This is a genomic window from Planococcus sp. CPCC 101016 (assembly GCF_007859295.1).
Lineage (GTDB): Bacteria > Bacillota > Bacilli > Bacillales_A > Planococcaceae > Planococcus.
Genome location: NZ_VOHB01000002.1, coordinates 2508332 through 2533446 on the forward strand (window position 1 = coordinate 2508332; position 25115 = coordinate 2533446).

General features: G+C 44.6%; 23 protein-coding genes, 13 tRNA genes and 1 riboswitch. Of the genes, 6 read left to right on the forward strand and 30 right to left on the reverse strand.

Features of this window, described 5'->3' with window-relative positions:
• Window positions 1–82: 82 nt before the first annotated feature.
• The 5 genes from FQV26_RS11965 to FQV26_RS11985 form a co-directional block, all read right to left on the reverse strand.
• Window positions 83–880 carry a hypothetical protein gene (locus tag FQV26_RS11965; protein WP_146557695.1) on the reverse strand — a complete coding sequence of 266 codons (798 nt, stop codon included), beginning with the start codon at window positions 878–880 and terminating at the stop codon, window positions 83–85.
• Window positions 881–1249: 369 nt separating this feature from the next.
• Window positions 1250–2008 (reverse strand): TerC family protein, encoded by a 759-nt coding sequence (locus tag FQV26_RS11970; protein ID WP_146557696.1) that lies wholly within the window; start codon window positions 2006–2008, stop codon window positions 1250–1252.
• A gap of 396 nt (window positions 2009–2404) precedes the next feature.
• The gene (locus FQV26_RS11975) at window positions 2405–3070 is read right to left on the reverse strand and encodes a haloacid dehalogenase type II (RefSeq protein ID WP_146557697.1); all 666 of its coding nucleotides are present in this window, start codon (window positions 3068–3070) and stop codon (window positions 2405–2407) included.
• Window positions 3071–3275: 205 nt separating this feature from the next.
• Window positions 3276–4283, reverse strand: a complete 1008-nt coding sequence (locus tag FQV26_RS11980; protein ID WP_146557698.1) for an LLM class flavin-dependent oxidoreductase — start codon at window positions 4281–4283, stop codon at window positions 3276–3278.
• Between the two features lie 46 nt (window positions 4284–4329).
• Window positions 4330–5136: an alpha/beta hydrolase gene (locus FQV26_RS11985; RefSeq protein ID WP_146557699.1), complete on the reverse strand. Its 807-nt coding sequence runs from the start codon at window positions 5134–5136 to the stop codon at window positions 4330–4332.
• A gap of 114 nt (window positions 5137–5250) precedes the next feature.
• On the opposite strand from FQV26_RS11985, the gene FQV26_RS11990 reads away from it, so the two are divergent.
• Complete coding sequence (locus tag FQV26_RS11990) at window positions 5251–5766, forward strand: gamma carbonic anhydrase (RefSeq protein ID WP_146557700.1); 516 nt, start codon at window positions 5251–5253, stop codon at window positions 5764–5766.
• A gap of 62 nt (window positions 5767–5828) precedes the next feature.
• Here FQV26_RS11990 and metK read toward each other — a convergent pair whose 3' ends face one another.
• Window positions 5829–7037, reverse strand: a complete 1209-nt coding sequence (gene metK, locus FQV26_RS11995; protein WP_146557701.1) for a methionine adenosyltransferase — start codon at window positions 7035–7037, stop codon at window positions 5829–5831.
• Between the two features lie 202 nt (window positions 7038–7239).
• Window positions 7240–7352, reverse strand: a riboswitch (SAM riboswitch).
• Between the two features lie 419 nt (window positions 7353–7771).
• On the opposite strand from metK, the gene pckA reads away from it, so the two are divergent.
• Complete coding sequence (pckA, locus tag FQV26_RS12000; RefSeq protein ID WP_146557702.1) at window positions 7772–9361, forward strand: phosphoenolpyruvate carboxykinase (ATP); 1590 nt, start codon at window positions 7772–7774, stop codon at window positions 9359–9361.
• Window positions 9362–9414: 53 nt separating this feature from the next.
• Here the strand turns inward: pckA and FQV26_RS12005 are convergent, their stop codons facing one another.
• From FQV26_RS12005 to FQV26_RS12015, 3 genes are all read right to left on the reverse strand, one after another.
• The gene (locus tag FQV26_RS12005; protein ID WP_146557703.1) at window positions 9415–10194 is read right to left on the reverse strand and encodes an alpha/beta hydrolase family protein; all 780 of its coding nucleotides are present in this window, start codon (window positions 10192–10194) and stop codon (window positions 9415–9417) included.
• The gene (ytkD, locus tag FQV26_RS12010; protein ID WP_146557704.1) at window positions 10175–10633 is read right to left on the reverse strand and encodes an RNA deprotection pyrophosphohydrolase; all 459 of its coding nucleotides are present in this window, start codon (window positions 10631–10633) and stop codon (window positions 10175–10177) included. The genes FQV26_RS12005 and ytkD overlap by 20 nt, the downstream gene beginning before the upstream one ends.
• Window positions 10634–10699: 66 nt before the next feature.
• Complete coding sequence (locus FQV26_RS12015) at window positions 10700–11146, reverse strand: Dps family protein (protein WP_146557705.1); 447 nt, start codon at window positions 11144–11146, stop codon at window positions 10700–10702.
• A gap of 107 nt (window positions 11147–11253) precedes the next feature.
• Between FQV26_RS12015 and yidD the strand changes: the two genes are divergently transcribed.
• On the forward strand, window positions 11254–11484 hold the full coding sequence (gene yidD, locus FQV26_RS12020) for a membrane protein insertion efficiency factor YidD (RefSeq protein ID WP_146557706.1): 231 nt from the start codon (window positions 11254–11256) through the stop codon (window positions 11482–11484).
• An 87-nt stretch (window positions 11485–11571) separates the two neighbouring features.
• On the forward strand, window positions 11572–12657 hold the full coding sequence (locus FQV26_RS12025) for a metal ABC transporter solute-binding protein, Zn/Mn family (protein ID WP_146557707.1): 1086 nt from the start codon (window positions 11572–11574) through the stop codon (window positions 12655–12657).
• Window positions 12658–12757: 100 nt separating this feature from the next.
• On the opposite strand, the gene FQV26_RS12030 is transcribed toward FQV26_RS12025, so the two are convergent.
• From FQV26_RS12030 to FQV26_RS12065, 8 genes are all read right to left on the reverse strand, one after another.
• Entirely contained in the window at window positions 12758–13426 is a 669-nt protein-coding gene (locus FQV26_RS12030; protein ID WP_146557708.1) for an MOSC domain-containing protein, read from the reverse strand.
• 66 nt (window positions 13427–13492) lie between these two features.
• The gene (locus tag FQV26_RS12035; RefSeq protein ID WP_146557709.1) at window positions 13493–14212 is read right to left on the reverse strand and encodes an AAA family ATPase; all 720 of its coding nucleotides are present in this window, start codon (window positions 14210–14212) and stop codon (window positions 13493–13495) included.
• 205 nt (window positions 14213–14417) lie between these two features.
• Window positions 14418–15479, reverse strand: coding sequence for an o-succinylbenzoate synthase (gene menC / locus FQV26_RS12040; RefSeq protein ID WP_146557710.1), 1062 nt, complete (start codon window positions 15477–15479; stop codon window positions 14418–14420).
• Complete coding sequence (locus tag FQV26_RS12045; RefSeq protein WP_146557711.1) at window positions 15470–16903, reverse strand: o-succinylbenzoate--CoA ligase; 1434 nt, start codon at window positions 16901–16903, stop codon at window positions 15470–15472. Before FQV26_RS12045 ends, menC begins: the two co-directional genes overlap by 10 nt.
• 63 nt (window positions 16904–16966) lie before the next feature.
• A complete protein-coding gene (menB, locus tag FQV26_RS12050; RefSeq protein WP_008428953.1) occupies window positions 16967–17785 on the reverse strand; it encodes a 1,4-dihydroxy-2-naphthoyl-CoA synthase in 819 nt (272 codons plus the stop codon).
• The gene (gene menH / locus FQV26_RS12055) at window positions 17782–18609 is read right to left on the reverse strand and encodes a 2-succinyl-6-hydroxy-2,4-cyclohexadiene-1-carboxylate synthase (RefSeq protein WP_146557712.1); all 828 of its coding nucleotides are present in this window, start codon (window positions 18607–18609) and stop codon (window positions 17782–17784) included. The genes menB and menH overlap by 4 nt, the downstream gene beginning before the upstream one ends.
• Window positions 18606–20306, reverse strand: coding sequence for a 2-succinyl-5-enolpyruvyl-6-hydroxy-3-cyclohexene-1-carboxylic-acid synthase (gene menD / locus FQV26_RS12060; RefSeq protein WP_146557713.1), 1701 nt, complete (start codon window positions 20304–20306; stop codon window positions 18606–18608). Before menD ends, menH begins: the two co-directional genes overlap by 4 nt.
• Window positions 20293–21684, reverse strand: a complete 1392-nt coding sequence (locus FQV26_RS12065; RefSeq protein WP_146557714.1) for an isochorismate synthase — start codon at window positions 21682–21684, stop codon at window positions 20293–20295. Before FQV26_RS12065 ends, menD begins: the two co-directional genes overlap by 14 nt.
• Before the next feature lie 171 nt (window positions 21685–21855).
• Here FQV26_RS12065 and FQV26_RS12070 point away from each other — a divergent pair, with 171 nt between their 5' ends.
• Together FQV26_RS12070 and FQV26_RS12075 are read left to right on the forward strand one after the other, a co-directional pair.
• Complete coding sequence (locus FQV26_RS12070) at window positions 21856–22767, forward strand: 1,4-dihydroxy-2-naphthoate polyprenyltransferase (RefSeq protein ID WP_146557715.1); 912 nt, start codon at window positions 21856–21858, stop codon at window positions 22765–22767.
• A 139-nt stretch (window positions 22768–22906) separates the two neighbouring features.
• On the forward strand, window positions 22907–23872 hold the full coding sequence (locus FQV26_RS12075) for a DMT family transporter (protein ID WP_146557716.1): 966 nt from the start codon (window positions 22907–22909) through the stop codon (window positions 23870–23872).
• Window positions 23873–23885: 13 nt separating this feature from the next.
• On the opposite strand, the gene FQV26_RS12080 is transcribed toward FQV26_RS12075, so the two are convergent.
• The 13 genes from FQV26_RS12080 to FQV26_RS12140 form a co-directional block, all read right to left on the reverse strand.
• A tRNA-Glu gene (locus FQV26_RS12080) sits at window positions 23886–23957 on the reverse strand.
• Between the two features lie 6 nt (window positions 23958–23963).
• Window positions 23964–24054 (reverse strand) — tRNA-Ser (locus tag FQV26_RS12085).
• A gap of 4 nt (window positions 24055–24058) precedes the next feature.
• Window positions 24059–24133 (reverse strand) — tRNA-Asn (locus FQV26_RS12090).
• A gap of 1 nt (window position 24134) precedes the next feature.
• Window positions 24135–24211: transfer RNA gene (locus FQV26_RS12095), tRNA-Ile, on the reverse strand.
• Between the two features lie 14 nt (window positions 24212–24225).
• Window positions 24226–24299, reverse strand: a tRNA-Gly gene (locus tag FQV26_RS12100).
• Between the two features lie 4 nt (window positions 24300–24303).
• Window positions 24304–24379 (reverse strand) — tRNA-Phe (locus tag FQV26_RS12105).
• Window positions 24380–24398: 19 nt separating this feature from the next.
• Window positions 24399–24474: transfer RNA gene (locus tag FQV26_RS12110), tRNA-Asp, on the reverse strand.
• A 3-nt stretch (window positions 24475–24477) separates the two neighbouring features.
• Window positions 24478–24554: transfer RNA gene (locus FQV26_RS12115), tRNA-Met, on the reverse strand.
• A gap of 65 nt (window positions 24555–24619) precedes the next feature.
• Window positions 24620–24712: transfer RNA gene (locus tag FQV26_RS12120), tRNA-Ser, on the reverse strand.
• Window positions 24713–24727: 15 nt separating this feature from the next.
• Window positions 24728–24804 (reverse strand) — tRNA-Ile (locus FQV26_RS12125).
• Between the two features lie 8 nt (window positions 24805–24812).
• A tRNA-Met gene (locus FQV26_RS12130) sits at window positions 24813–24886 on the reverse strand.
• 20 nt (window positions 24887–24906) lie between these two features.
• Window positions 24907–24982: transfer RNA gene (locus tag FQV26_RS12135), tRNA-Ala, on the reverse strand.
• Window positions 24983–24988: 6 nt separating this feature from the next.
• A tRNA-Pro gene (locus FQV26_RS12140) sits at window positions 24989–25065 on the reverse strand.
• Window positions 25066–25115: the final 50 nt, after the last annotated feature.

A 25115-nucleotide genomic window follows, 5' to 3' on the forward strand; every position in this document is an offset into this window, starting at 1 on the left:
CCTAAAAAATAAACTGTGACTATAGTTTAAAACCGATAGAGACAAATGTCTCCATCGTTTTTTTGCATGAGTGAACTCTTAATTATTCAGGAATCAAATTCAAGTCTGGCCGAAAACTACGTTGGTAGTTTGCCAGTTCTGCATCAGCCAATTCGGCATAGGCTTCTGAAGCGGCTGCGGCTTCAACCGCTTCCTTTACTGATAGTTCTGAACGTTGTCCCGTTTCTAAGGCTCTGTGTAAATTAGAAGCTGCTTCTATCCGGTAAAGAATCGCACCTTCGAGATACAATTTATAGTCATGCAAATGTTGAGCATACTTTGTGGAACTTTTGAATTCCATGTATCTTACTTGTTCAAGCAAAGATTCATATTTACGCTGAATGCTTGTTAAATGGCCAATCAACAGCTTTCTATCCAGCGCTGCAGATTCATTGCTTATGCTGCCCCAATGCTTTTGCCAAACAGTATTGAATTTACTGTTCATTTCGTTGATTTCCAGCCATGCATAGTTCATTGAATGGTCCTCTTTACTCAGAACCGCATGAGCAATGCGAGGCTCGGTGAAATCATCGGAAGGGACATCGATTTTCATTGGATCCTTTAGTTGAAGAGTGGCCATTTCCCATTGTTCTTCCTGTAGATCTAGCAGAAGTTTCTCTAGGATTTCATTGGTGTTCTCTTCCCATCCTTCCTTTCCCTTGTCGATTCTGTTTACTGCAACTGCTTTTTCGGGCCGAATCTCTTGAAATTCTTTCTGTTCATTTACTTGCTCATCGGTACCAGTCTTTTCTTCTGAAGAATAATGTGACTCAATATGCTCCTCTGAATCAACGCAGCTCACCAAAGAACTAGCAGCCATCAGGAAAATAACCATTTTCAAAATATGTCTTTTTGTATGACCTGGTCTGATCATGAAACAAACCTTCCTCCATAGGTTGTTATTTTTACCCTTTCGTTAAATTGATCAGCTCCCTATCTACACACGCCTTTCTTACTTGTTCTACTGGAACTTCTATGTAAATCATTTTTTTATTATTAAAGACGAATTATTAATAGTTCATGTATTCAACTCATACCATCTTTTAACTTTTTATAAACAAAAACCATAAAATACTAAAGGTACAAATACTGTTTGAATAATGGATAATTAAAGAGGAAGGCCAGCAGCAAAAATTCGTCGCTGCTGGCCTTCCTGCATCTTTTAATAATATGCTCACTACCTGACAGGTTCCTGTTGAAAAGCCGATATTCAGACTTCCTGTTCTCTTTTTTTCTTGATACTGATTAACGCGCCGACTAACACTATTCCAATTAATACAGCCCAGAAAATCAGCTTCCACTCGGTTGAATGGGCAAAGTCATATGGCAGGATTCCAAGCTTTTCGTGAGAAAGAGTCAAGACAGTCAATTTAACACCGACCCAGCCTACAATGACAAACGCTGTCGTTTCCAATTGTGGGTAGGTTGCCAATAGCTTAACGAATTTATGAGCCGCAAAGCGCATGATGATAATCCCGACGAGTCCACCAGCAAGCATGACGCCAAACTGGCCTCCATTGATGCCCCCGATTTCCAAACTTCCCAAATGAGGCAATGTAATGGCCAATGCAACAGCGGCCAACATTGAATCAATTGCAAAAGCTATATCCGCTAATTCTACCTTGAGGACCGTCATCCAAAAACCTGAACCTTTTGTCGCTTCCGGTTCGATTGAATGCTCTTTTCCTTTTCGTTGATCGTAAATGTGCTTGAAGGCAATAAACAATAAATAAGCAGCTCCCAAAGCCTGAATTTGCCATACATCCACGAGCAAAGTAATCATGAATAATGCGGCAAAACGGAATACGAATGCTCCCACCAATCCATAAAACAAAGCTTTTTTCTGCTGTTTTTCCGGCAAGTGCTTAACCATAACTGCCATCACCACTGCGTTATCCGCTGCCAATAAGCCTTCCAAAGCTACCAGCACCAGCAACACCCACAAATACTCCAATAAAATCGCTTCCATCTTCTATCAACCTCCTAATTTTTAACAACAAAAAAGACCCTTGCCCAATTAAAGGCAAAGGTCTCGCTAAGCAAATTATGCTATCACAACCGATGGCTACGAACCATGTAATGACGACTGTGAAATAGGTTTCCCTATAGCTACTCCCCCTTGACGTGTAGTCAAAAGTGTATTGAGTTGTATAAATACAATAGCATAGCAAATGCATGATGCAAACAATTAATTTGTCGGAATTGTGATTTATTTTACAAGTTTGCATCTACTTCAGCCAAATACAAGATAATAATTTTATACGGTTTGGTAACAAGAGATACAAATCCCCGAAAAATCCCCCATCAAGCCTTAGCTGTGCATAAATAGTGCAGTTTTACTCTTTTTAATCTACTTGTTCAAATTTTATCTCCACTTCAATAAACCAGTTAGATCTGGGAATATATAGTCTGGCTCCAGATCAAGTTCTTCTACCGGCAATTCTTTTCGATTGATCCAGGCTGTTTGAAAACCGAAATTTTTAGCTCCAGAGATATCCCAGCCATTGGAGGACATAAACAGGATTTCGCTTCTTTCCAGATCAAGTTTGTCTAAAGCATATTGATAAGATGCAGGTGCCGGTTTAAACTGTTTGACTTCATCGATGCTGAGCACTTGAGCAAATACATCGGTTAATCCGGCATTTTCAATTAGCGGATCCAACATATCAAGTGATCCGTTTGAAAATACTACTAAGTTTTTGTCTTTCAACTGCGCAAGAACCTTTTCGACTTCTGAATAAAGCGGCAAATGCAGGTATGCTTTCAATAATTGCTGCTCATTTTGTTCGCTCGATTGAAGCTTATTTTCTTTTAATGCATATTTCAATGCTTGGTGTGTAATCGAATACAAGGTGGCGTAGTTCACCATTAGCTGTCGCAGCATAAAATATTCAACTTGCTTGGACCTCCAGGTCTGACTTATTTTCTCGCCATATCCGGGGTATAGATCTTCGCATTCTTTTTTGATTGCTGTTACATCAAACAAAGTTCCGTAGACATCGAATACAAAAGCTTTAATTGAATTATTCATTCATACTCCTCCTTTTAATGCCAGTTTTTCAAACCTGAAATTCCAATCCTGAAAGATAAAAAGCTTTTCATAATCTATACCCTAATTGAGATGTACTAGGCAGAAATGGAAGCTTGCCTGCAGATCCTTTACAAAAGCCTCACTTTTTCTATATGCTTCAGAAAAAAGTTAGCATACTATGAAAAAAACACCAATAGGATGTCTCCTATCGGCGCTTTTTCATTTCTTCCGCTACAAGTTGGAAGCTTTTAAGTTTGTCAGTAAAATCATAGGCAGAGGAAACCAGCATCACTTCATCTGCTCTGTACTCAGTTGCCAGTTCGTTCAACCGGTCCACTACCTTTTCCGGTGTTCCGACAACCATTCGCCGTCGATTTTCAGCAACCAAGAGTTTTTCAAATTTGGAATAGGGATAGGCCGTCGCCTTTTCAGGTGGAGGTGTGCCTTTTGAGGGCATGCCCTGTGCACCCATGCAAAGTGAAAGGTCCATTGAAGAAGCGACCCATTCTGCCTGCTCCTGTGTTTCTTGGCAAATGACAAAAATGGCGAAGCCAACGTGGGGTTTGCTTCCATTATAAGATTCAAAACGTTCACGATAGTCTTTGGCAAATTGTTGTCCGCCTTCGCCATTAATGAAATGGGCGAACATATAAGGCAATCCTTTTTCTGCTGCCAGAAGCGCTGAGCTTTCACTCGAACCCAATATCCAAATAGGCGGGCTATGCTTAGTTACCGGCGTCGCCTTCATGCCGTAATACGGATGCTCTTCAGGAATCGTATCTGTCAAATACATACGAAGATCCTCGATTTGTGCGGGAAACTGGCTGGTGTCTCTTTTTTTCCCTTCATTCAACGCATAAGAAGCGCGCGGCATGCCTCCTGGTGCTCTTCCGACTCCCGCATCGATTCTGTCGGGATACAAGGCTTCCAGCAACTTAAAGTTTTCCGCGATTTTGAAAGCGGCATAATGAGGCAGCATAACACCTCCCGAGCCAAGCCGGATGGTTTTGGTCACAGCTCCAAGATGCGCAATCAGCACTTCCGGAGAAGAACCTGCCAGTGTTTGAGCGTCGTGATGCTCAGACACCCAGAAACGGGTATAACCCCATTTCTCGGCTTTTTGTGCCAGAATCGCCGTCTGTTTCAAAGCTTCCTGCGGTGAACTGCCTTCTGAAATCGGTGATTGGTCCAGCACGCTATAGATCAACGCCATTATCATCCTCTCCTTCCCATATACCGGCAGTAACTAAAAGTTTCTATCATTCCTCGATCAAGTAGCCGACTGAACGCAGCACTGTGTGGATAAAAGCCTGCGTCGCCAGGAAAACTTCTTCTTTTTCCGGTTCCTGAAAAATATCGTGGTAGCAGTATTTCCATTCCTTGTAGCTGAATTCATTGAGCTGCTGCTTCATTAGCCATTGACGTGATGCCTCTATTTCGGTGATCAGATCCCGCTCAGCAGTATGCAGGTATGTCGGGATTAGAGGATACAGTTCAATGGAGGCTGCAGTTTCTTTCATATAGCTCTGCAATTCCTTGTACCATCCTGCTGTAATAACAGAATGATAAAGCTTATTTTCGGTTTCCTGTTCAAATGAGAATTGATCCCTGGTCAAATGCCGCAATTCAATGCCGTGGTCCAATTTTCTTCGGCCCGTCATTTGCGCAACAACTGGAAATGCATTAGGCGCTTTAGGTGGCAGTTTTTTTAATTGCAGCCATGGAGAAGTGAAGATTGCCCCTGCTACATTGAATTTCCGGTTGCCAAGAACGTTCATGGAAATAGTCGCACCAAGTCCATGTGCTATAACAAATACCGGAAGATCATTTTCTGAAGCCAGCTTCAGCATTTCATTTATCGATTGTTCATAGTCATCAAATGACTCACGGTGAACATGGTCCGCTTCGGCGTTCTTGCCGTGGCCAGGCAAGTCTCCCATATAAACATGGAATCCTGCAGATCGCCATTTTTCAATCTGCCATGCATAGCGCATATGCTGTTCATACGCACTATGAACAAGTACTATTACCGCTTTCGCTGTTCCTTCAGCCTGCCATTTCCACATAGTAAAACTTCCTTTCACCGCTAATCAACTTTTGCTGCTGTATTCTATATTTGACGTTTCCATTTGATTTGTTACGATTATAGAATATCTTATCTTTTTTAAAGGAGCTTTGCCATGATTTATCCATTTAAAGACAAATTCCCCCAAATTGATCCATCTGTATTTATTGCAGATTATACAACCATCTCCGGCGATGTAACCATTGGCGCTGATTCATCGGTTTGGTTCAACACTGTAATACGCGGTGACGTGTCTCCGACAATCATCGGCAATAAAGTAAATATCCAGGATCTTTGTATGCTTCACCAAAGCCCAGGAAAAACGTTACTCTTGGAAGATGACGTGACAATCGGCCATCAAGTGACTTTGCATAGCTGCACCATCCGAAAAGGCGCATTAGTTGGCATGGGCTCCATTGTTCTTGATGGTGCTGAAATCGGGGAAGGTGCATTTATTGGAGCCGGCAGCCTCGTACCGCCTGGAAAAATCATTCCTCCCGGCATGCTCGCTCTTGGACGTCCAGCAAAAGTCGTCCGTGAACTCCGTGAAGATGACAAAGTGGATATGGAACGCATCGTCCGCGAATACGCAGAAAAAGGCGCGTACTACAAATCTCTTCAAAAAGACTAAAGAACATAAAAAGGACGATTGAGCGCTATTGGCTCAATCGTCTTTTTTCATTCGATGATGTTTTAAATTCCAGCTTGTACGCCAGCCTGTTCTTTCAGAATTGCTGCTTTGTCTGTACGCTCCCAAGGAAGATCGACATCGGTACGGCCAAAATGTCCGTATGCTGCCGTCTGCTTGTAGATCGGACGACGAAGATCAAGCATTTTGATGATTCCGGCAGGACGCAAATCGAAGTTTGCGCGCACCAAATCATCCAATTTGTCTTCATCAACTTTGCCAGTGCCAAATGTGTCAAATGCGATAGATACTGGATGTGCAACACCGATCGCATATGCTAATTGTACTTCGCATTTATCTGCAAGTCCGGCTGCTACAATGTTTTTCGCTACGTAGCGAGCAGCATAAGCTGCTGAACGGTCAACTTTCGTCGCATCTTTACCAGAGAAAGCTCCGCCGCCATGACGTGCATAGCCACCGTAAGTATCAACGATGATTTTACGGCCAGTCAAGCCTGCATCTCCTTGAGGTCCGCCAATAACGAAACGGCCCGTTGGGTTGATGAAGTACTTCGTATCTTCATCGATCCATTTTGCTGGAACCACTTCTTTGATAACATACTCCTTGATGTTGCGTTGAATCTGCTCAAGCGTCACTTCCGGGTGATGCTGAGTCGAAATGACAATTGTATCCACACGAAGTGGTTGATTGTTTTCATCATACTCTACTGTCACCTGCGTTTTGCCATCCGGACGCAAGTATGGAAGAATCTCTTCTTTGCGCACTTCAGCCAAGCGGCGAGCCAATTTATGTGCCAATGAAATCGGCAATGGCATTAATTCTTCTGTTTCATTGTTGGCATACCCGAACATCAACCCTTGGTCGCCTGCTCCGATATCATCCAATTCTTTATCTGTCATTTGGCCTTCGCGTGATTCAAGTGCCACGTTGACGCCTGCAGCAATATCCGCTGATTGCTCATCGATTGCTGTAAGGACCGCACTTGTTTCTGAGTCGAAACCATATTTAGCTCGTGTGTAACCAATTTCCCGTACAGTTTGTCTAACAACTTTTGGGATATCCACGTAAGTGGAAGTGGTGATTTCTCCGGCTACCAATACCAACCCTGTAGTGACAGTGGTTTCGCATGCAACACGCGCGTTTGGATCCTCGGTTAAGATAGCATCCAAAATAGCATCTGAGATTTGGTCACAGATTTTATCCGGATGTCCTTCTGTTACTGATTCTGATGTAAATAATCGACGGTTTTTCAAAAAATGTTCCTCCTTATATCCTGCGAGATTGCTCTCGAAATTGATACGGTACTCGTTTCCCATGTCAAGTCCGTTCCAGACAAAATCCGGATTGAACTTCAAGCCGTTTGTGGCCTTTCACACGAGGATTAAGGGCATTCCATAAAAAAATCCCTTCACTCATCCAAAATGAGGAAAGGAAAATCATCTTAAGCACCTTTCACTCTTATCATCCAAGGCCTATGCGCCTTGCTTCAGGTTGGGCACCATCACTGCAGTTGCAGCAGGTTGCCGGGTTTCATAGGGCCTGTCCCCTCCACCAGCTCGGAATAAGAGTATCCGTTCAATTTTTCATCATACGGAAGTAGGGCCTTGATGTCAACGATTTAGAAAAATAAAGTTGTCAGACTTTTAGATTCGAACTTTCTAATTCTAAAAACTATGAAGTTAGTCATGAAATTTAGCGCCCCACTCGCCCTCAGGTGGTCGATTACCAGAAGAAATCAAGCAATTTAACGTGAGCTTTTAGGTTTTCGCTGTTATTATGATACCTACAGGAAAATTCAACGACCTTAAGGAATGTATGACTGATAGAGATAGAATGGTGCTAAACCAGCTGTTATGGGCATGTTATTCAATATTTTTTCATTTCTGCGAGGGATTAGTATAGACTAATAAAGCTAATGTGTTATACTAATGAACGAATATACATCCTCCCCATCCATGGGAATAACAGAAAAGGAAGGTACATATATATGACTTCAGTGAACTTTGCAAATGATTTAAATGATCTTTTAACTGGCCCAAATGTACATGTTCAATTATCAGTGCCACAATTAGTGGAAGCAGCAACATCCCGCGGAGAAGCGGTATTGACTCGGGAAGGCGCTGTTAAAGCGGAGACTGGTAAATACACAGGCCGCTCACCGAAAGACAAATACATGGTGGAAGAAGAAAGTTCTAAAAACAAAGTCGACTGGGGCAATGTGAACCGTCCGATTTCAAGCGAAGTATTTGAGAAGCTATACGCAAAAGTCATCAAACACCTTAAAGAAAAAGATGCGCTTTTTGTATTCAAAGGATTTGCTGGAGCTGACCATGAATCACGTGTGCCTATCCAAACAATCAATGAATACGCATGGCATAACCTATTCGCCCACCAGTTGTTTATCCGTCCCACGGCTGAAGAATTAAAAACGCATGAAGCTGAATTTACTGTGGTGTATGCTCCCACATTCCAGGCAGATCCCGCAGTTGACGGCACCGCTTCTGAAACATTTATCATCGTGTCGATGGAACAACGCATTATTTTGATTGGCGGAACTGAATATGCCGGCGAAATGAAAAAATCCATCTTCTCGATCATGAACTACCTGCTTCCTGAAAAAGGAATCCTTCCGATGCATTGTTCAGCCAATGTTGGACAAGACGGAGATGTTACTTTGTTCTTCGGGCTATCCGGTACAGGAAAAACAACTTTATCAGCTGATGGCGACCGCAAATTGATCGGTGATGACGAGCATGGCTGGTCTGATAACGGCGTTTTCAACATTGAAGGTGGCTGCTACGCAAAAACCATTAACTTATCCCGTGAAAACGAACCACAGATTTATGATGCCATCCGTTTCGGATCTGTACTTGAAAACGTGGTTGTAGATCCTGTTACACGCATTCCTGATTATGATGATGAATCATTGACTGAAAACACACGTGCTGCATACCCAATGCAGGCAATCGATAATATCGTGGATCCTTCAGTTGCTGGACATCCAAAAACGATTGTTTTCCTTACAGCTGATGCTTTCGGCGTTCTGCCTCCAATCAGCAAGCTGACAAAAGAACAGGCAATGTATCATTTCCTTAGCGGCTATACATCAAAATTGGCTGGAACGGAACGTGGCATCACGTCACCTGAAGCGACATTCTCAACGTGCTTCGGTTCACCTTTCCTTCCATTGCATGCAACTGTCTATGCAGAAATGCTCGGCAACAAAATTGATGAGCACGATGTTCAAGTATTCCTTGTCAACACTGGCTGGACTGGTGGAGAATACGGAGTCGGAAGCCGCATGAAACTTTCCTACACGCGCACAATGGTCCGCGCTGCCATCAAAGGCGAGCTGAGCAATGTGCCGACTGAAAAAGAAGCGATTTTCGGCCTTGAAATTCCGGTACAAGTACCTGGAGTCCCAACAGAAGTATTAAACCCACGCAATGCATGGGCAGACAAAGATTTATACGATCAAAAAGCCCTGGAGCTGGCACACAAATTCCAGCAAAACTTCCAGAAGTTCGGTACTGTCGCACCTAAGATCACTACATTGGGCGGACCGATTCAAAAATAAGCACTTGATAAAAGCCCGTTCGGATTTTACTCCGAACGGGCTTTTTGGCTGTCCTATTCCTCAAGATCCCTCATCCACTTACAAACCGCTTTAACCGTTTTGCGATTGGCTGTTGGCGGAAAGAAATGCGTATACTCTGGAAAGTACCAAGTTTCATGATCTTGTCCATTAAGCTTCAGCGCTTCTTCCAATAGATAGGCTTGTCCTGGAGAAACATTTTTATCCTGTAAACCGTGGATGATTAAAAAAGGGGCAGAGCTCTCTTCAATCCGCAGCAACGGATTGCGCTCTTCGTATTCAGCCAATGCCGTATTCGGTGTTCCTCCATAAAGCCGTTTCATCATGCGGCGCATGTCAGGCCGTTCTTTATAGGTCAGAACCGTATCCGTAACTCCTGCCCAAGTGACAACTGAAGTGATGTCTTGCCGCAAGACTGCAGTCCATAAGGCCATGATTCCGCCTCTTGAAAAAGCCAGGAGATGCACTTTGCCGTTGCCGAACTTTTTTAATACATCGACTGCATTGACTGCATCCCATCGATCTGCCCCAGCAAACTCGTCGCGTCCTTCGCCTCCCCGGTTGCCTCTGTAATAAGGAGCGAACACCACAAATCCTTCCGCAGCAAACTGGGCAATTCTTGCAGGGCGCACCATTCCAATTGACTGGATGCCTCCCCTTAAATACAGGATGCCGCTGTAGACTCCTGCCTCTTTGGGCTCTGCCAACATACCTTTGACCCGTAATCCTTCCGACCAATAAACAATTTCCGTCAACCGGACATGGGGATTCGGAGAAGGATAAGGTTTCTTAGTCTCAATCGTCCCATTTTCCAAGCTGCTTCACCTTCTCTATTATTTTTCTCATTCCAGCATCTTTCATCAAAAAACTAAAATCATTGTTCAACTCCAATTCTTTCATCAAAACAATTCCTTCTGTTTCAAGAAGCTCGATGCAATCCACTTTATCTGCCACTCCAATAAAAACAGTTTTACAAAAAGGTTTCGCTGAATAAACCACATATTCCGCGAACCACTCCAACTCCTTCACATGAGCGCCAGTTTCTTCATATACTTCCCTTTTTGCGGCGTCCAGTAAACTTTCCCCTGCTTCCACTTTGCCGCCGGGAAATTCCAATCCACGTTTGCTGTGGTTTGTCAGGACCCATTGCCCTTTGTACTGGCTGATCACTAGGATGTGCCTGCTTTCGATAGGGAAAAATTTTGTTTCAAATGATAATTCACATGTATAACCGTTTAAATCCCGATACTGCATTTTCCCACCTCGATGCCATAAGAAAAGCGTACACTAAAATTCAGTGTACGCTCGTATAATTCTATTTTACTTCTTTTCTCCCAAGAATGCAGATAACATCCAAGAATGTTTTTCAAGGTTTTGATGGATGGCATTTAACATGTCTTCTGTCATGTCGTCTCCGTCTGCTGCTGCTAATTCCATACCTTTTTTAAGTGAAGTCATAATTTTGTCATAATCGCTGACAACTGTATCGACCATTTCTTCGGCTGATTCCTTGCTGCTCGCTTCCTCAATCACTGAAAGCTCCAATTGTTCTTTCATAGTAGCTACTGGTTTACCGCCAAGTGCAAGCAAACGCTCTGCAATTTCATCCATATGAAGAGTTGCTTCGTTGTATAGCTCTTCAAATTTCACGTGTAAAGTAAAGAACGAAGGCCCTTTTACATACCAATGAAAATTATGTAATTTGGTATAAGCTACAGACCATGTAGCCACTTGTACGTTTAATTCCTGGTTTAATTCCGTTGACATTTCCAATCACTCTCCAAGTAGTTTGATAAGTTCTTATACTTTATTTATACCTCTAATCCCCCTACAATAAACATATAAGGAATTCACCTGAAAAGAGCTGAAAGATCATGAAGACAGTGCTACTGCGGTTTTTCCGCTTTTACCAGCGGTTCATCTCTCCCTTGTCGCCGCCAAGCTGCCGCTTTTATCCAACCTGTTCGCATTATGGCATCGAAGCTGTAGAAAAGCATGGCGCACTGAAGGGCGGATATTTGGCAGCGAAACGCATCTTGAGCTGTCACCCTTTCCATAAAGGCGGAATCGATTTTGTTCCGGAAGAATGGCCACCAAAAAAATAATTGGTGGTTTTTCTTGTGTTTTTATAGAACATCATGTAGTATTCTAATAGTTATTAAAACGTAATCGTTACATTTTGGAGGTTGAACATGAAGAAATTATTATTACTAGCAGTCCTTATATTACCATTAGCCGCTTGTGGCGAAACAAGTGAAGAAGCTCAAAGCATTGATGATGATGCAGAAAAGCTTCAAGTTTATACCACGGTATACCCTTTGACTTATTTTACTGAACGCATTGCCGGTGATTTAGTCGATGTCCAGTCGATTTATCCTGCCGGTTCCAATGAACACACGTTTGAACCGACCCAACAGGACATGATTAAACTCGCTGACGCTGACCTGATGTTTACCGTTGGCCTGGGTCTGGAAGGCTTTATTGACAGTGCAAAAAAGACCTTGCAAAATGAAAATGTCGAATTTGTCGCAACTGCTGATAACATTTCAGATGAAGAACTGGAAGAAGCTCTTGGACACGTTCATGAAGAAGACGCTCATAGCGAAGAAGCTCACGATGAGGAAGCCCATGGTGAAGAAGCTCATAGTGATGAAGCCCACGATGAGGAAGCCCATGGCGAAGAAGCTCATAGTGATGAAGCCCACGATGAGGAAGCTCACAGCGAAGATGGAAGCCACGATGGCCATGATCACGGTTCTACCGATCCGCATGTTTGGATGTCTCCAATGTTGAGTGAAAAGCTGGCCGAGTCGATTAAGGATTCGTTGACGGCAGCAGATCCGGAAAACGCAGAAACCTATGAAAGCAACTACACAGAACTGGTTGTGGAATTGGAAACATTGGATCGTTCGTTCGAAGCATTATCTGAGCGTGTCAGCAGAGATACATTCTTTGTTTCTCATGCGGCTTTCAGCTATTTATCAGAGCCATATGGCTTTGAGCAAGTTGCTGTCGCCGGCTTAAACAGCCAGGACGAGCCTTCACAAAAAGAATTGACTGAAATTGTGGACTTGGCTAAAGAAAAAGATATACAGTACATCGTCTTTGAACAAAACGTTTCCTCTAACCTGACAGAAGTTATTCAAAACGAAGTCGGAGCTGAAGCGATTCAGATGCATAATCTTGGTGTTTTGACACAGGAAAATATTAATAATGAAGAAACATATTTCACTTTGATGGAAAAAAACCTACAAGTTCTTGAAACAGTTCTGAAATAAAAACAAGCGACTTAACAGGTCTATCCTCTCATTAATAGAAAAAGCACTGCAGCGAAATTTCAGCTGCAGTGCTTTTTCTATCGGTGAAGAAAGAGCTACGCTACTTACCGGCTGTCAGTTTGATTAACCGCTTGGTAAGGAATTGCCGCCATTCGTCCGCTAGCTCTTCGGCTTGGAGCACTTTGACAATTCCATCGATATCTTTTGGGCGGTGGTAATTAACTTCATTGGCATAGAGAACCGACACTTGCTGAGGATCTTTCGCGACTGTACGGATGGTTGAATCCGCTCTGATCATGCCTTCTTCCAACACGCGGCAAAGATAGCCCGTGTAGCCGGTCTTGACCATTTCTTTCAGTAAGGGCTTCATCTCTAAGCTTCTGTCGATCACATGACAAGGCACTCTTCCCTGCGTCACCTGGATGACCGCTTCGCCTATTTGAAAGATGTCACCAATATGAATATCTTGTTCCAGCATGTTAGTGACAGTTAAGTTTTCTCCAAAAGCCGCGCGTGGCAATTCCGTGTCAAAAAAATTGTTCCAGAACTCATAATGTTCATATGGATAAATGCACACGGCACGTTCAGGTCCGCCGTGATACTTTGTATCTGCAACCCCGTCTCCTTGGAAACCATCCTTAGTTAAAAATGCTTCCTGCACCTGTTGTTTTCGAATAGCTGTCTCCATTTCCTTGCCGTTTCCATAAGTCATTTTCTCCGGTAACCCAATAGCAAAGCTCTTTATTATTGCCTTTTCCAAATTCTTCACATTTCACCCCACCTTTTTATTCACTCCAAGTTAAAATTCTTATTTTCTTTATTGTATAACGGCCAATCAATCTTCTAAGATCTCTTTTAGGAATTTTTGACGATGGTCTAAAAAATATTTCGTAATCCGGTAATGATCTGTCATTTCATAATCGATCTCCTGAATGGTGCCACCGTCGAAACTCAAAATTTTCGCCTCGGGATACCCGAGAAGAATGGGTGAATGGGTCGCAATGATGAACTGGCAATTTCCCTCTGCCGTCAAGTCCTTCAAGATTCGGAGAAACGTCAATTGCCGCTGAGGAGACAGTGCGGCTTCCGGTTCATCCAGCAAGTAAAGAGCACGGCCGTTAAAGCGGTTTAAAAACAAGGACAAAAACGATTCCCCATGTGATTGTTCATGTAAAGATCGTCCGCCATAAGCCTGAAAGCCATCTCCATCAACTTCATCGATATGCGTCGCAAAATGATAGAATGATTCAGCCCGCATAAAAAACCCGTTCGAAACTTTCGGCATCCAGGAAAGTCGTATATGATCTCCCAATGCAGATTCAGCTGCATGCACATCATAAGTGTTGTTACGTCCGCCTCCAGCCGTATTGAAGCCGCATTTATCTGCTATGGCTTCCAGCAGTGTAGACTTGCCCGAGCCGTTTTCCCCCACGAAAAATGTAATTGCATCAGTTAGATCCAACTCATCCAAACTGTTGATGGCAGGAACAGTAAATGGATACTTGTCAAAATCCTCAATATTCTCCTTCATCAAACTGATTCGATTCAGGAACATCGACTCGCCTCCATGGTCACTCGTTATTTTCAAGCTATATTAATCACAGTTTTTCAAACATAAAAAGCTACGCAGTGGAATCAATTTAAATTATAGTTATTCATTTCCGTTAATTTTTATTCATTATCTCATACTTTCTCCCTACTGAAAAACAAATACTTCAACTTTGTCTCAATTTATAAGAAAAGCCTGAATCAGACTCGATTCAGACCACTTCGTAACCGATTCCCGGTTTGTCGCTTAACCGGATTTGACCATTTTCAACGATTATTTCCGGTTCAACAATATCTTGCTCCCAGAAATGCCGAGAAGCTGAAAAATCACCCGGATATGAAATTCCCGACAAGGAAGCCAGGGCCAGGTTATGGGCTTTTGAAACACCAAACTCAATCATTCCGCCTACCCACATGCCGATTGAATGTGCCTGGCACAACTCGACAAGCTTTAAGGTTTCTGTCCATCCGCCGAGCCGGCTCATTTTCAATACGACAATATCTCCTGCCTCACTATCGATCATCTGCTGTAAATCTTCTATACAGGCGATGCTTTCATCAAGGCAAATTCGGGTAGACATCTCTTTTTTTGCTCTTGCATGCAACTTCCATTGACGCTCGCCAAAAGGCTGTTCAATTAACGTGAATCCGACTGTGTCAAACGCTTTTAACCGATCAAAGCCAGAGGCCTCAAAGCTTCCATTAGCATCAGCAAAAAACTGCAGTTTCGGATAGGCTTGAACAACTGACTGAAGTAGAGACGGTTCTGCCCCCGGTTGAATCTTGATCTTGACGCGCTGATAACCGTCTTTTGCTGCCGCCTCCACTTGCCCAGCAATTTCCGAAGCATCTGAGGCTACGACGACCCCAGCCGGAATTGACTGCTTTGCTCCTCCTACGAACTCCCATAATGGTACACCTTGGTGCTTGGCAAACAAATCCCACACAGCCATTTCAATAGCTGCTTTGGCCATTCGATTGCCTTTGACTGCTGCAAACAATTCCCAGACTTCACGCGGATGCCTGATAGACCTTTGTATAAGCAAGGGTGTCAACACCTGTTCCATGACAAAACGACAACCCGTGATGGTTTCTTCTGTATACCATGGCGACTCGAACGCCACACATTCACCGAAGCCGACATGCCCCGTATCACTGGTAACAAAAACCACAATCACTTCACGTTCATCCACCTGCTGCAATACCGTCTTGAACGATGTCCGCAGCGGCTGCCGGATCGTCTTAAACTCGATATTTTTAATGGTTACAGCCATTTTCTCAACTCTCTTCTCAACAGCTTGTTTGACGCGTTGCGCGGCAACTCCTCAACAAACGATAAGCTTTTCGGCACTTTATAGGAAGCTATCTGTCCACGGCAAAAAGTCAGCAATTCTTCTTCTGAAATCTCTTTGTTCAGCACCAGGTAAGCTACGGGAACTTCTCCCCATTTTTCATCTGGAGCTCCACAAACGCCCGCTTCACGTACAGCTGGATGGGCCAGCAAGACTTTTTCAATTTCAGCCGGATAAACATTTTCACCGCCGGACACGATCAGGTCCGAACGACGATCCACGACGAATAAAAACCCTTCTTCATCTAAGTAGCCGATGTCTCCTGTATGGAGCCAGCCATCTTCTTGAACCTTACGCTCCGCAAATTTGCCAATATATCCAGGTGTTACTTGGGGGCCATGAATGAGAATTTCCCCATTTTCTCCAGGTTTTTCAGTTCCATCTATTCTTACTTGATATAGAAACAACGGTTTGCCTGAAGAGCCAATTTTCCGTTCTGCATCTGCTGACTGTAAAGTCGTGGTCTGCGAGGAAGTTTCCGTCATGCCATACGTCTGCAAGACCGGAATGCCGCTTTTTTCAGCGCGCTTAATATAGCCGACTGGAATCGGACCGCCCCCTGCGAGAATGGCTTTAAACTGTGGAGACGCCTGCATCGAAGCTTCTTCTACATTTGCCAGAACGCGCTCCAGCATCACACCGACCAGTGACATATATGTCACTTTTCCCCTACAGATTTCTTCAGCGCTTTGTTTTGCATCGAACTTCTCGTGTAGCCGCACGCCCATTCCATAAATCAGCGATCTCATGAGAATTGAAAAGCCGCTGATATGAAACAGCGGTACTGAACAAAGCCATACGTCTTCAGGCGCAATACCGATATTGAGCGCAGAAGATACAGCGCTTGAGAAATGGTTTTCCGCCGTTTGCCGAACGCCTTTCGGACTTCCGGTTGTCCCCGATGTATACATAATGGAAATTGTGCGATCTTGCATCCACTGCTTTTGCGGTTCAAACTCCGCAGGTGCAGCAGCTTCAATTTCACTGAATAATATCACTCCGGATACATCAACTTTATCCTTCAGGAGATCTGCTGCCAAAATATGAGCCACTGCCGAATCGTCGATTTGATACGCCAGTTCAGCCTGCGCCAGCCGTTCATTCAGCATGACCATTTCGCAGCCTAGATGAAGGCAGCCATACATGACAAAGATGGATTCCGGATTGGACTTCGCCAAGATCGCTACGCGTGAATCTTCCTTTATTCCAAGCGCTTTCAGTTTGCCGGCATAGGCAAGCGCCAGCTCGTTTATTTCTGAAAATGTCCATTGCTGCTCCTGGAATGATAAAGCCATGCGGTCGCCGCTCAAATAACTCCGCTGACTCAACCAGTTCGGATACGTCATGTAAAAAATCCTTTCTTCAAAAAAAGCTGCCCCCTGAGAGGACAGCTTTCAATTATTCGATGATCAAGGGAAACGCGGGAATTGGCCAAAGTCCGGCTTGCGTTTTTCTTTGAACGCATCGCGGCCTTCTTTTGCTTCATCCGTTGTGTAATACAATAATGTTGCGTCTCCAGCCATCTGCTGCAATCCAGCAAGGCCGTCCGTATCAGCGTTCATTGCTGCTTTAACGAAACGAAGTGCAGTCGGGCTCATTTCGAGCATTTCCTGGCACCATTGAACTGTTTCATCTTCCAACTGCTCAAGAGGCACTACTGTGTTGACTAGACCCATATCCAAGGCTTCCTGCGCGTCGTATTGACGGCATAGGTACCAAATTTCACGGGCTTTCTTATGTCCGATGATGCGAGCCAGGTAACCAGAACCATAACCTGCATCAAACGAACCGACCCGTGGGCCTGTTTGGCCGAAACGTGCGTTATCTGCAGCAATCGTCAAGTCACAGACCACATGCAGAACGTGTCCGCCTCCGATTGCATAGCCAGCAACCATTGCGACAACCGGTTTTGGAATAACGCGGATCAAACGCTGAAGGTCAAGGACATTCAAGCGTGGAATTTCATCTTCCCCTACATAGCCGCCATGTCCGCGGACGGATTGGTCTCCACCTGAACAGAAAGCCTTTTCGCCTTCTCCAGTCAAAACGATGACGCCTACATCTGAGTTGTCGCGTGCACGGGAAAATGCATCGATCAATTCGTGAACCGTTTTTGGACGGAAAGCGTTGCGCACTTCCGGACGGTTGATGGTGATTTTAGCAATGCCGTTAAAAATTTCATACTTGATATCTTCATATGTACGTTCTGTAATCCACTCGCGTGTCATGATTTTCCTCCTTGGTAGTTCAAACTTAAATACTTCCTTACTATTGTAGCAAATTCAGCAGGTTTTTCCACATGTATCGCATGCCCTGCATCGATAGTTTTGTGAACAGCGTTTGGCAGCAGCCCTGCCATTTCTCCGGCAATCGTTTCAAACTTCCTGTCCAACTGCCCCGTCACCAATAAAACCGGCAACTCTAAGCTCGGCAGTCGCTCCCAATATGAGGTTTGTGCTCCGGTCCCCATTCCGATAAGGCTGTAAGCGAGGCCTGTCGAATTCTGTGCCAACCGCTCTTCGCGCACAGCCCGCTTCACGGGTTCCGGTAAGGATTTCTGGCTGTCGAACAAAGGAATGTTTTCCCATCGATCCACAAAATTTCTTATCCCACCAGCCACGATCCGATTGGCCAATCCTTCGTCGCGTGCACGGCGCTCCTGCCGCTCCACTTCTCTCCGAAGTCCCGGAGAAGCACTTTCCAGCACAAGTCCCTTAAGCCGCTTTGAAAAACTGCATGCATAAGCAAGAGCCGTGCGTCCGCCCATCGAATAGCCGATAAGTGTTAAGCGATCCAACTCCAAGCGATCGAACAACTCATCCAGATCTTTCAGCTGACGCTCCATTGTATAAAATTCAAGAGCTTCGGGACAATCCGTTTCGCCATGCCCTATCAAATCGATCAAAACAATTTTGTAGTCGTCCCAATTTTTAATAACCGGCTGCCAGGTTTTTGTGCTGCCTGTAAAACCATGCAGAAAGACAATTGTATCCTCTTTGTCCTTATTGATCATTTCCACATGATAGTGTACTCCACTGACATCCAGTTTCATCGATTTGCCAGCTCCTCGTTGAAGCGGCTCCATAGTTTCCGGTGTGTCGTGACGTTGTTCTGGCGATCTGTAAATACTTCAATAATTTTCACAGCTTTGTTTTTCGGCTGGTCCAAAGCTTCCGCCAATTGTTCAGCTGTCTCTACTGAAGCATATTCTGCATCGTACATTTTCGCAGCATCGCCAAACGTCAATCCGGTTGGCGTACCGAACAAGTCTTCAAAATGACGCTCTTCTTGAGATTGAGGGAGATAAGAGAAAATTCCACCGCCGTCATTATTCATAATGACAATCGTCAAATCAGTCTTCTGCATCTTGGACGCAATCAACCCATTCATGTCATGCAGAAACGACAAATCACCGATAAACAGGTATGCTGGCCGCTGTTTTGCCGCCTGAACGCCAAAAGCTGTCGATACAACACCGTCAATTCCGTTCGCACCACGATTCGCATATAATTTGACATCCCGTTCTGTCGCTCGGAAAAAAGTATCGACATCACGGATTGGCATGCTGCTGCCAACAATCAAATCACAGGCCTGCAGCTTATCGAAAAACAATTTTGCTAGAACGCCTTCATCCAGTTCTTCCTGGCAATGGCGATCAACAACTTGCCAATAGATATTCGAAGCAGCAGTCCATTTTTCACGGTATGGATTAGTCGGTTTCATTTCCACAGACAGCTGCCATAAACCGTTTGCAGAAGCTTGGATATGGTGCGTCACCACCGACTGGGCGTCGCGCAGCATGGGACTTTCATCAAAGACAATGTAATATTCTGGTTTTGCTGCAGCAAGGAACAAGGTCAAAGGTTTTGAAACCGGCTGCGGTCCAATCCGAATAACCACTTCAGGAAGCGCCTGTTCTTTAAACGCCTCATTTTTCAATAAAGCATCATAAGAATCGATGATCAAATGCTTTACGGCAGCAGGAACATTGCCCCGCAAATTCGACAGCGGATCCGCAATAACCGGCCAATCAAGCTGCTGAATAAACTCCCAGAATTTTGCCGGCATCGGTGCAGTCATTTCTCCTACAATTAATAATCCCTTTTCTTTCATTATCTGCTTCTGCAAAAATTCCCTGCTGGCGGTTGATAAAGACATTTCTCCACCAAAATGAGCAATTTCCCCAAGACTTTCATAGGCCTGGTCAAAATCGATGCGCAGCGGCTCACGAAACGGCACATTGATGTGCACAGGTCCTTTTGGTTCACTGCTGGCATTGCGCACAGAACGATGCAAATGGCGTGATAGAAAAGCCAGTTGGTTTTCCGTTTCCGGCATCGGCAAATCCGTTGCCCATTTGACATGTGATCCAAACAAATTGACTTGGTTGATCGCTTGTGGTGCCCCTACTTCCCTCAGTTCATGCGGCCGGTCTGCCGTTACAACAATCAGGGGCACCCGCGCGTAATATGCCTCAACGATCGCTGGAAAATAATTGGCTGCTGCAGTTCCCGATGTACATAATAGCATCACCGGTCTGTCGGAAGCCTTTGCCATACCGAGCGCAAAATAAGCCGCTGAACGTTCATCAATCTGCCGGTACACAGTCAAGCCTTGCTGTTTCATGCAGGCATAGGCTAATGGCGTAGAACGGGATCCAGGACTGATGACAACATCGGTCACACCCAGTTCGACTAGCGAGTGGGTAAATGCGGATACATACTCTGTTAATGCTTTACGACTCGTCACTCAATTGACCTCCCAATGCCCGAAGCATCGGTCTGAATTTAACCCATGTCTCGTCATACTCTGATTCCGGCGTAGAATCTGCTACAATTCCGCCGCCCGCATATAAATAAGCTTTTTCTCCGTCCAATAAAGCCGACCGAATCGCGACTGCAAATTCACCGTCTCCCTTAGCATCAATCCAACCAATAGGAGCTGCATAATAGCCGCGGTTCATCGCTTCGTGTTCCCGGATCATGTGCAACGCTTCAAGTTTGGGTTCTCCTCCGAGCGCCGGTGTCGGATGAAGAACTTCCACCAGATCAAATAATGTCGCGTCTGGATTCAACTTGCCCTCTACCGGTGTATACAAATGCTGAATATCTCTAATCTTCATCAGCTTCGGTAACTTCGGCACAACAGTCCGGCTGCAGTTTGCTTCAAAAACTTCGCTAATCATCTTAACCACGTATTGGTGTTCAGCACGATTTTTTGGATCTTTCAACAATGCTTCTCCCAATTCCATATCCTTCTCGACTGTTTTCCCCCGTGGAGTAGAACCAGCCAAACAGGTCGATAGTGCTTTTTGGTCTTCTACTTTCACCAAGCGTTCAGGTGTTGCACCAAAGAAAAACTGCTCTTCCGCCTCCAAACCAAATAGAAAGCTTTCAGGCTGTTCATTCGACACTTGGTACAATGCAGAAGCCGGTGACAATTTGTGTTCAAATTCCAATCGCAATGCCCGCGCAATGACGACCTTCTCCACTTCTTTGGCTTTAATAATGTCTGTGACCTGCTGAATAGAAGCCAGATATTCTTCTTTTCTTAATTCTGTTCGGCCGGTTGCCCGCGGTTTATCGTATTTGTCTACTTCAGATACCTGCGCCGCATGAATCAATTTGTCCCGTTCTTTCCGCATCGCATCAAATTCTGCAAAACTCTCCTGTTTTTCAGTGATTAAGTGGATACTGACAAAAGCCTGCTCGCCTTTTAAAATCAACTGGAAAGTCGGCACTGCAAAATAAGCCTGTGGGAACTTTGTCCATTCACTTGATTTTCCATTTAATGGATCAAATGAAAAGCCACCGAACAGCACAGGCTGGACCGAGTGTTCTTCGTTGACGATTTGTCGGCAAAGACTTGTCCAATCCTCTTTTATTTTCTCAAAACGTCCATTTGTTTTATTTGTGGAAAGCACGTGGGCATGCCCGATTCCGACTAATGTAAAAGTCTTTTCGCGATTCTGCCAATACATCCGCTTTCCCTTATGGTCATTTCCACCAGCTTCAAAAAAAGCCAATGCAGACATTCGTGCTACTTCAATTGTTTCAGTATAAAAGCGGTAGCCTTCGTATGGGCCCGCCGCAAATTGCTGGGTCGATGAAGACGATTCTGAATTCACCTGATTACCTCCGTTTTAAGACAATAGTCTAGTTTATTCCATCTACTATTTCACTTTTTAATCTCTACCCTCTATCATACTCTTTTCTATAAAAATCAGCACATCATTTGCTGTATTCAGCTCTATTTTGAAGTACAATGAAGAGTGGAAATAATTAAAGGAGAGATAAATATGACACATTCATTACAAGCGGACAGCGGATGGCGGGTCTGGTGGCAATTGACACGGCCTCATACTTTAACCGCATCCTTCGCTCCTGTTTTTTTGGGAACGATGATCGCTTTACACTATTCCCCTATCGATTGGACTTTATTCCTGGCTATGCTGGTCGCCAGCTTACTGATTCAAGCAGCTACTAATATGTTTAATGAGTACTACGATTTTGCCAGAGGCTTGGATAATGAAAAATCTGTCGGTATCGGCGGAGCAATTGTCCGCAACGGAGTAAAGCCTAAAACTGTTTTGTCCTTAGCTCTGCTGCTATATGCAATTGCTGCAATCATCGGCCTCTATATTTGTTCTCAGACAAGCTGGTGGCTTTTGGTTGTTGGTGGAGTTGCGATGATGATCGGTTATCTTTATACCGGAGGACCTTACCCTATTGCCTATACGCCTTTCGGTGAACTTTTCTCAGGAGTCGTCATGGGCTATCTGATTGTCATCATCGCCTTCTACATCCAGACGGGAATGGTAACAGTCGAAGCTTCGTTATTAGCTGTGCCAAGCACATTGTTAGTAGCGGCTATCATGTTGTCCAACAACATTCGCGATATCGTCGGAGATGAAGAAAGCGGCCGTAAAACACTTGCAATTCTTGTTAGACGACCGGCGGCAGTCAATATACTTATGTTCTTTTTCATTTTGGCATACGCCTGGATCGGTATTCTCGTTCTTTCAGGCATGTTGACACCATGGGCTTTGCTCGTCTTCCTCAGTGTCTTAAAGCCGATTAAAGTGGTTCAGATCTTTAAACGCTTTACAGAGCCGTTAAAAGTAATGCCTGCGATGAAAGACACTGGAAAAACAAACACTTTTTTCGCTTTTTTGCTCGGCATTGGATTGCTGATTGACTATCTTCTATAAAAAATAGACAGACAAAAAGGGATTTCCATGGAAATCCCTTTTTGTTTTTTCATATATTCCTTTATTCCTTTGAAGAAAAGAGAAGCTTGCGATATAGTAGTTAAATAATTCGTAATTTTTCATTCAAGGAGGATTCAAAGTGAAACCTATCATTATCGGTATTATTGCAGCTTTTTTCTTTGCCTTTACTTTTGTATTGAACGCCACTATGGAAGCCGGCGGCGGAAGTTGGATCTGGAGTGCCTCTCTGCGCTATATATTCATGGTTCCCTTCCTGCTGTTCATTGTTCTATCCAGAAAGAACTTGCTTCCATTATTGCAGGAGATGAATAGAAATAAACGAGCATGGGCATTATGGAGTTTTGTCGGATTCGGTTTATTCTATGCGCCTTTGTGTTTTGCTGCTGCATATTCACCTGGCTGGCTGATTGCTGGAACATGGCAAATCACCATTATCGCAGGTACTCTCCTTGCTCCCTTATTCTTAATTACTATACACAACAATAAAGAACCGGTACAGTTGAGAGGAAAAATTCCGATTAGAGGGCTAATGATTTCATTTATCATACTGGCAGGAGTCAGCTTGATGCAGCTGGAGCATGTCTCTACGGTTTCATCAGCAACGCTTTGGTTTGGGTTTATTCCAGTCCTGATTGCTGCTTTCGCCTATCCATTAGGAAACAGAAAAATGATGGATCTATGCGAAGGCAGGTTAGATGCCTATCAAAGGGTTTTAGGAATGACCTTGGCCAGTTTGCCTTTTTGGCTGCTGTTGTCCTTGTACGGTTTTCTTACGGTAGGTGGACCTACAGCTTCACAAAGCTTTCAAACACTGATCGTCGCTATCAGTTCTGGGGTTATTGCCACAGTCCTATTTTTTAAAGCTACCGATCTGGTCAGAGGAAATATGCAGAAGCTGGGAGCGGTTGAAGCTACCCAATCAATGGAAGTGTTATTCGCATTAGCAGGAGAGATGTTGTTCTTAACAATTGCTTGGCCATCCGGCTTATCTTTGATTGGCCTTCTGCTTGTCATGCTCGGCATGATGCTCCACAGTTACGTTTCAGGGAAAACGAAAAAAAGTGTCATGCAACTAAATGCATGACACTTTTTTATGATGACCCCTACGGGATTCGAACCCGTGTTACCGCCGTGAAAGGGCGGTGTCTTAACCGCTTGACCAAGGGGCCAAATACTGGCGGAGAAGGAGGGATTTGAACCCTCGCGCCGGTTGCCCGACCTACACCCTTAGCAGGGGCGCCTCTTCAGCCACTTGAGTACTTCCCCAGTATGGCTCCGAAGGTAGGACTCGAACCTACGACCATCGCATTAACAGTGCGGTGCTCTACCACTGAGCTACTTCGGAATGGTGGGCCTAAATGGACTCGAACCATCGACCTCACGCTTATCAGGCGTGCGCTCTAACCAGCTGAGCTATAGGCCCATATGTATAAATTATGGAGCGGGTGAAGGGAATCGAACCCTCATCATCAGCTTGGAAGGCTGAGGTTTTACCACTAAACTACACCCGCAAAATGGTGGGTCAGGACGGAATCGAACCGCCGACACTTAGAGCTTCAATCTAATGCTCTACCGACTGAGCTACTGACCCACATTTTGTTAAGTAAAAATGGCGGTCCCGACCGGGATCGAACCGGCGATCTCCTGCGTGACAGGCAGGCATGTTAACCGCTACACCACGGGACCATTTGGTTGCGGGGGCAGGATTTGAACCTGCGACCTTTGGGTTATGAGCCCAACGAGCTACCGAACTGCTCCACCCCGCGATAATAATATAGATGGTGACTTTACACAAGATCTTAAAATAAATTGTCCACACATTTCAAAAATATGGAGGAGGAAGAGGGATTCGAACCCCCGCGGGATTTGACTCCCCTGTCGGTTTTCAAGACCGATCCCTTCAGCCAAACTTGGGTATTCCTCCGTGATAATAGATAAATGGTGGACCTTGCAGGACTCGAACCTGCGACCGGACGGTTATGAGCCGTCTGCTCTAACCAACTGAGCTAAAGGTCCTAAAAAAGTGGCGGCAGAGGGGATCGAACCCCCGACCTTACGGGTATGAACCGTACGCTCTAGCCAGCTGAGCTACGCCGCCAGGATCTTTATTATTATAGTTGGTGGAGCCTAGCGGGATCGAACCGCTGACCTCCTGCGTGCAAGGCAGGCGCTCTCCCAGCTGAGCTAAGGCCCCATTGTTTGGTCGGGAAGACAGGATTCGAACCTGCGACCCCTTGGTCCCAAACCAAGTGCTCTACCAAGCTGAGCTACTTCCCGAACTGGATTGCTAAGGGTAAAAAGATGGCGCGCCCGAGAGGACTCGAACC